This is a genomic window from Streptomyces durocortorensis (assembly GCF_016901035.1).
GTDB classification, from domain to species: domain Bacteria; phylum Actinomycetota; class Actinomycetes; order Streptomycetales; family Streptomycetaceae; genus Streptomyces; species Streptomyces durocortorensis.
The window spans coordinates 24,325-30,797 of the sequence record NZ_JAFEUF010000004.1 but is presented as its reverse complement, the minus strand read 5'-3'; the positions used below and the strand labels follow the sequence as shown (position 1 = coordinate 30,797).

General features: G+C 72.0%; 3 protein-coding genes. All 3 read left to right on the top strand.

From position 1 onward, the window contains the following. Positions 1-319: 319 nt before the first annotated feature. The 3 genes from JS521_RS01710 (at position 320) to cydD (ending at position 6,460) form a co-directional block, all read left to right on the top strand. Entirely contained in the window at positions 320-1,831 is a 1,512-nt protein-coding gene (locus tag JS521_RS01710) for a cytochrome ubiquinol oxidase subunit I (protein ID WP_205080923.1), read from the top strand. 18 nt (positions 1,832-1,849) lie between these two features. After that, positions 1,850-2,851, top strand: a complete 1,002-nt coding sequence (gene cydB / locus JS521_RS01705; RefSeq protein ID WP_205080922.1) for a cytochrome d ubiquinol oxidase subunit II — start codon at positions 1,850-1,852, stop codon at positions 2,849-2,851. Positions 2,852-2,935: 84 nt separating this feature from the next. After that, on the top strand, positions 2,936-6,460 hold the full coding sequence (cydD, locus tag JS521_RS01700) for a thiol reductant ABC exporter subunit CydD (protein ID WP_205080921.1): 3,525 nt from the start codon (positions 2,936-2,938) through the stop codon (positions 6,458-6,460). The last annotated feature ends 13 nt before the right edge of the window (positions 6,461-6,473 follow it).

Genomic DNA, 6,473 nt, shown 5'->3' with positions numbered 1-6,473 from the left:
TTCACCGGGCCGGGGGGGGGGGGGGGGGGTCCGGGGGGGCCCTGTCCCCGCGGGGGGCGCGCGCCCCCCCCCCCGGCCCCCGGGGGGCCCCCCCCCCCCCCCCCCCGGGGCCGGGGGCCCTTTGCGTGGGTGACGGGGGCCTGTTTCCGGCAGCCGGACCGAAAAGGGGTACCCCCGGCGAAGGCTCCGAAAGTGTGTGCGCCATAATTGCTTGTGAATGTGAACGCGTTCACAAGCGTGCCCCGCTTCCTCCCGTAATCGGGGGGATCAAAGGGGCATAGTGCCGGTGTGACCACGGCGATGTAAGGAGACTGACGACGTGGATCTAGCTCTGGCGCCGGAGACCCTGGCGCGATGGCAGTTCGGCATCACCACCGTCTACCACTTCCTCTTCGTCCCGCTGACGATCTCGCTCGCCGCGCTCACCGCCGGCCTGCAGACCGCCTGGGTGCGGACGGGGAACGAGAAGTACCTCAGGGCGACCAAGTTCTGGGGCAAGCTGTTCCTGATCAACATCGCCATGGGCGTGGTCACGGGCATCGTCCAGGAGTTCCAGTTCGGGATGAACTGGTCCGACTACTCGCGCTTCGTCGGCGACGTCTTCGGTGCTCCGCTCGCCTTCGAGGCGCTGATCGCCTTCTTCTTCGAGTCCACCTTCATCGGTCTGTGGATCTTCGGCTGGGACAAGCTGCCGAAGAAGATCCACCTGGCCTGCATGTGGATGGTCTCGATCGGCACGATCCTCTCCGCCTACTTCATCCTGGCCGCCAACTCCTGGATGCAGCACCCGGTCGGCTACCGGATCAACGAGGAGCGCGGCCGCGCCGAGCTCACGGACTTCTGGCGGGTCCTCACCCAGGACACCGCGGTCACCCAGTTCTTCCACACCATCACGGCGGCGTTCCTGGTCGGCGGGGCCTTCATGGTCGGCATCGCCGCGTTCCACCTGGCGCGCAAGAAGCACATCCCGGTGATGCGGACCTCGCTGCGGCTGGGGCTGATCACCGTGGTGGTCGCCGGACTGCTCACCGCCGTCAGCGGCGACAGCCTTGCCAAGGTCATGTTCCGGCAGCAGCCGATGAAGATGGCCGCCGCCGAGGCGCTGTGGGACGGCCAGGAGCGGGCGCCCTTCTCGATATTCGCGTACGGGGACGTCAGCGAGGGCCACAACTCCGTGGAGATCTCGCTGCCCGGGGTGCTGTCCTTCCTCGCCAACAACGACCCGAACTCCTATGTCCCGGGCATCAACGACATCAACAAGGAGTCGCAGGAGAAGTACGGGCCCGGCGACTACCGGCCCAACATCCCGGTCGCGTTCTGGAGCTTCCGGTGGATGATCGGCTTCGGGATGGCTTCCTTCGGCCTCGGCCTGCTGGGGCTCTGGCTGACCCGGAAGAAGTTCCTGCTGCCCCCGGCGCTGCGGACCGGTGAGGACGAGGTGCCGCATCTGGTCCTGTTCAAGAACAAGGCGCTGAGCCCGCGGCTCACCAAGCTCTACTGGGTCGTCGCGCTCTGGACGCTGCTCTTCCCGCTGATCGCCAACTCCTGGGGCTGGATCTTCACCGAGATGGGCCGCCAGCCGTGGGTGGTCTACGGGGTGCTCCAGACCCGTGCGGGGGTCTCCCCCGGTGTCTCGCAGGGCGAGGTCATCACCTCGATGGTCGTCTTCACCCTGCTGTACGCGGTGCTCGCCGTGATCGAGGTGAAGCTGCTCGTGAAGTACATCAAGGCCGGGCCGCCGGAACTCACCGAGGACGACCTCAACCCGCCCACGAAGATCGGCGGCCACGACGAAGACGACGCCGACCGGCCCATGGCCTTCTCGTACTGAGAGCAGAGGAGCTGAGACATGGAACTCCACGACGTCTGGTTCGTGCTCATCGCCGTCCTCTGGACCGGCTACTTCTTCCTGGAGGGGTTCGACTTCGGCATCGGGGTCCTCACCAAGCTGCTGGCCCGCGACCGCAAGGAGAAGCGGGTCCTGATCAACACGATCGGGCCCGTCTGGGACGGCAACGAGGTCTGGCTGCTCAGTGCGGGCGGCGCGACCTTCGCCGCCTTCCCCGAGTGGTACGCCACCCTCTTCTCCGGCTTCTACCTGCCGCTGCTGATCATCCTGTTCTGCCTGATCGTGCGGGGCGTCGCCTTCGAGTACCGCGCCAAGCGGCCCGAGGAGCGGTGGCAGACGAACTGGGAGACCGCGATCTTCTGGACCTCCCTGATCCCCGCGGTGCTGTGGGGGGTGGCGTTCGGGAACATCGTCCGAGGCGTGAAGATCGACGCCGACATGGAGTACGTCGGCAACTTCTGGGACCTCCTCAACCCGTACGCGATCCTCGGCGGCCTCGTCACGCTCACCCTCTTCACCTTCCACGGGGCGGTGTTCGCCGGCCTCAAGACGGCGGGCGACATCCGGGTCCGGGCCCGTGCCCTGGCCCTGAAGCTGGGGCCGGTCACCGCGGTGCTCGCGCTGGGCTTCCTGCTCTGGACGCAGGCCGAGAACGGGGACGTCTGGAGCCTGGGGGCCCTGGTCGTGGCGGTGGTGGCGCTGCTGGCCGCGATCGGCGCCATCGCCAAGGGCCGTGAGGGCTGGTCGTTCGCGTTCTCGGGCGTGACGATCGCGGCGGCGGTCGCGATGCTCTTCCTGACGCTCTTCCCGAACGTCATGCCGTCCTCGCTGAACGACGCCTGGAACCTCACGGTCACCAACGCCTCGTCCAGCCCGTACACGCTCAAGATCATGACCTGGTGTGCGGGCATCGCCACGCCCGTCGTGCTGCTCTACCAGGGCTGGACCTACTGGGTCTTCCGCAAGCGCATCGGCACCCAGCACATCGCCGACGCGCACTGACTCCGGTGAGCTGCCGCGGGCCTCGCGGCTCGCGGCAGCTCTCGATCCCGCAGAGCCACCGACCCCGCCGGGGGGATGTTTCACGTGAAACCGATCGATCCGCGTCTGCTCCACCACGCACGCGCCACCCGCCTCTTCCTGGCGGCCGTGGTGGCCCTCGGTCTGGTCGGCGCCCTGCTGGTGATCGCCCAGGCGATGCTCATCGCCGAGATCGTGGTGGGCGGCTTCGAGCGCGGGCTCACGGTCACCGACCTGCGCACCCCTCTTCTTCTGCTCGCCGCGGTCGCACTCGGGCGGGCGCTGGTCGCCTGGCTCACCGAACTGGCCGCCCATCGCGCCAGTGCGGCCGTCAAGTCCGAACTGCGCGGCCGGCTCCTGGAGCGGGCCACGCGGCTGGGGCCCGACTGGCTGAGCGGACAGCGCACCGGTTCGCTGGTCGCGCTGGCGACCCGGGGGATCGACGCGCTCGACGACTACTTCGCGCGCTACCTCCCGCAGCTCGGTCTCGCGGTCGTCGTGCCGGTGGCGGTGCTCGCCCGGATCGTCACCGAGGACTGGGTGTCGGCGGCGATCATCGTGGTCACCCTGCCGCTCATCCCGCTCTTCATGATCCTCATCGGCTGGGCCACCCAGTCCCGGATGGACCGTCAGTGGCAGCTGCTGTCCCGGCTCTCCGGCCACTTCCTGGACGTCGTCGCCGGGCTGCCGACCCTCAAGGTCTTCGGGCGGGCCAAGGCCCAGGCCGAGTCGATCCGCACGATCACCTCCGACTACCGCCGGGCCACCCTGCGCACGCTGCGGATCGCCTTCCTGTCGTCGTTCGCCCTGGAGCTGCTGGCGACGCTGTCGGTGGCCCTGGTCGCCGTCACCATCGGCATGCGGCTCGTCCACGGCGAACTCGACCTCTACACCGGCCTGGTGGTCCTGATCCTGGCCCCGGAGGCGTATCTGCCGATCCGCCAGGTCGGGGCGCAGTACCACGCGGCCGCCGAGGGGCTCTCGGCCGCCGAGGAGATCTTCGCGGTCCTGGAGACCGAGCCACGGACCTCGGGCACCGAGGACGTCCCGGACACGCTGCGGCTGGAGCTGGCGGACGTGACCGTACGCCACGAGGGCCGCACCGAACCGTCGTTGGACGCCGCGTCGCTCACCGTGGAGCCGAGGGAGACCGTCGCCCTGGTCGGCCCGAGCGGGGTCGGCAAGTCCACCCTGCTCAACGTGGTCCTGGGCTTCGCCCGCCCCGACGAGGGGCGCGTACGGGTCGGCGGCCGGGACCTCGCCGCCCTGGACCCGGACCGCTGGCGGAGCCGTATCGCCTGGGTTCCCCAGCGCCCCCACCTCTTCGCGGGCACGGTCGCCGAGAACGTCCGCCTCGCCCGGCCCGACGCCGACGACGAGGCGGTCGTCGCGGCGCTGCGGGACGCGGGCGCGTACGACTTCGTCGCCGCGCTGCCCGACGGGCTGCTGACCGTGCTCGGCGAGGACGGCGCCGGGCTCTCCGCGGGCCAGCGCCAGCGCCTCGCCCTCGCCCGGGCGTTCCTCGCCGACCGGCCGCTCCTGCTGCTCGACGAGCCGACCGCGAGCCTGGACGGCGAGAGCGAGGCGGGCATCGTCGACGCCGTACGGAGGCTGGCCGCCGGGCGGACCGTGCTGCTGGTGGTGCACCGCCCGGCGCTGCTGGCGGTCGCCGACCGGGTGGTCACGCTGGAGCCGCGCGCCGAGGCCCGTACGGAGGCGTACGGAGAGCCGGCCCGGAACCCCGCGGTCCCCGGCCCCGCCGTCCCCGAGCCCCTGGCGGGCGGAGAACTGCCGACCGCCCGCCCGATGGAGTCCCCCGGCTCCCCCGAGCCGGCTGGCAGCCGGGCCGGACGGGCGCTCGCCCGGGTCCGCGCGTCCGCCGGGGCACAGCGCGGGCAGCTGGCCCTGGCCCTGCTGCTGGGCAGCCTCGCGGTCGGGTCGGCCGTGGGGCTCATGGCGGTCTCCGGCTGGCTGATCTCCCGGGCCTCCGAAGAGCCGCCGGTCATGTACTTGATGATGGCGGTCACCGCGACCCGCGCCTTCGGCATCGGCCGGGCGGTGTTCCGTTACGCCGAGCGGCTCGTCTCGCACGACGCCGTGCTGAAGCTCCTGGCCGGCCTGCGCGTCGCCGTCTACCGGGGTCTCGAACGCATCGCCCCCGCCGGACTGCGCACCACGCGCCGCGGGGACCTGCTGTCCCGGCTCGTCGCGGATGTGGACGCGCTCCAGGACTACTGGCTGCGCTGGCTGCTGCCCGCGGGAACCGCCGTCGTGGTGGGGACCGCGGCCGCCGGGTTCACCGGCTGGCTGCTCCCGGAGGCGGGCGTCATCCTCGCGGTGGGCCTGCTGGTCGCCGGGGTCGGCGTCCCGCTCGTCAGCGGTGCCTGCGCCCGCCGTACGGAGCGTCAGCTCGCGCCCGCCCGCGCCGCCCTGGCCACCCGGGTCACCGACCTCCTCGGCGGCACCGCCGAACTGACGGTCGCGGGAGCGCTGCCTGCCCGGCAGCAGCGGCTGCGCGCGGCCGACACGCTGCTGACCCGGATCGCCTCCCGCGCCGCCGCGGCGACGGCGCTGGGCGGCGGTCTGTCCGCCCTGGTCTGCGGGCTCACCGTGGTGGCCGCCGCGTCCGTCGCCGTCCCCGCCGTGAACGACGGCCGGCTGTCCGGCGTCGCCCTCGCCGTGGTGGTGCTGACCCCGCTCGCCGCCTTCGAGGCCGTCGCCGGACTGCCGCTCGCCGTGCAGTACCGCCACCGCGTCGCCCGGAGCGCGGAGCGGGTGTTCGAGGTGCTGGACGCCCCCGTACCCGTACAGGAGCCCGAAGCTCCCGCCGAAGAGCCCGCCTCCCCCTTCCCGCTGGAGGTTCGGGGGCTGAGCGCCCGCTACCCGGGGGCCGGGCACGACGCACTGGCCTCGCTCGACCTGACGCTGACGCAAGGGCGGCGCATCGCGGTCGTGGGCCCCTCCGGCTCGGGCAAGACGACGCTCGCCCAGGTCCTCCTGCGCTTCCTGGACGCCTCGTCGGGGACGTACCGGCTCGGCGGCGTCGACGCGGCCGCGCTGGAGTCGGACACCGTCCGGCGCTCGGTCGGGCTGTGCGCCCAGGACGCGCACGTCTTCGACAGCACGATCCGCGAGAACCTCCGCCTGGCCCGCCCCGGGGCGACCGACGCCGAACTGCGCGACGCGCTCTCCCGGGCCCGGCTGCTGGACTGGGTGCTGGCCCTGCCGGAGGGCATCGACACGGCCGTCGGCGAGCACGGAGCCCGGCTCTCCGGCGGGCAGCGTCAGCGCCTGGCCCTGGCCCGCGCGCTCCTCGCCGGCTTCCCCGTCCTCGTCCTGGACGAGCCGGCCGAACACCTCGACCTGCCGACCGCCGACGCCCTCACCGCCGATCTGCTGGACGCGACCCGGGGCTGTGCGACGGTCCTGATCACCCACCGGCTGACCGGCCTGGAGACGGTCGACGAGGTGCTGGTGCTGGACGCGGGCCGGGTCGTGCAGCGCGGACCGTACGCCGAACTCGCGGCCGAGGACGGTCCGCTGCGCCGCATGCTGGAGCGCGAACGAGAGACGGCGGGGGCGGGGGCGTAGGACCGTGGGGGAC

What these genes read in the sequence shown, in the direction of transcription:
- cydB (WP_205080922.1), top strand. Translation starts at nt 1,850, where the DNA reads ATGGAACTCCACGACGTCTGGTTCGTGCTCATCGCCGTCCTCTGGACC.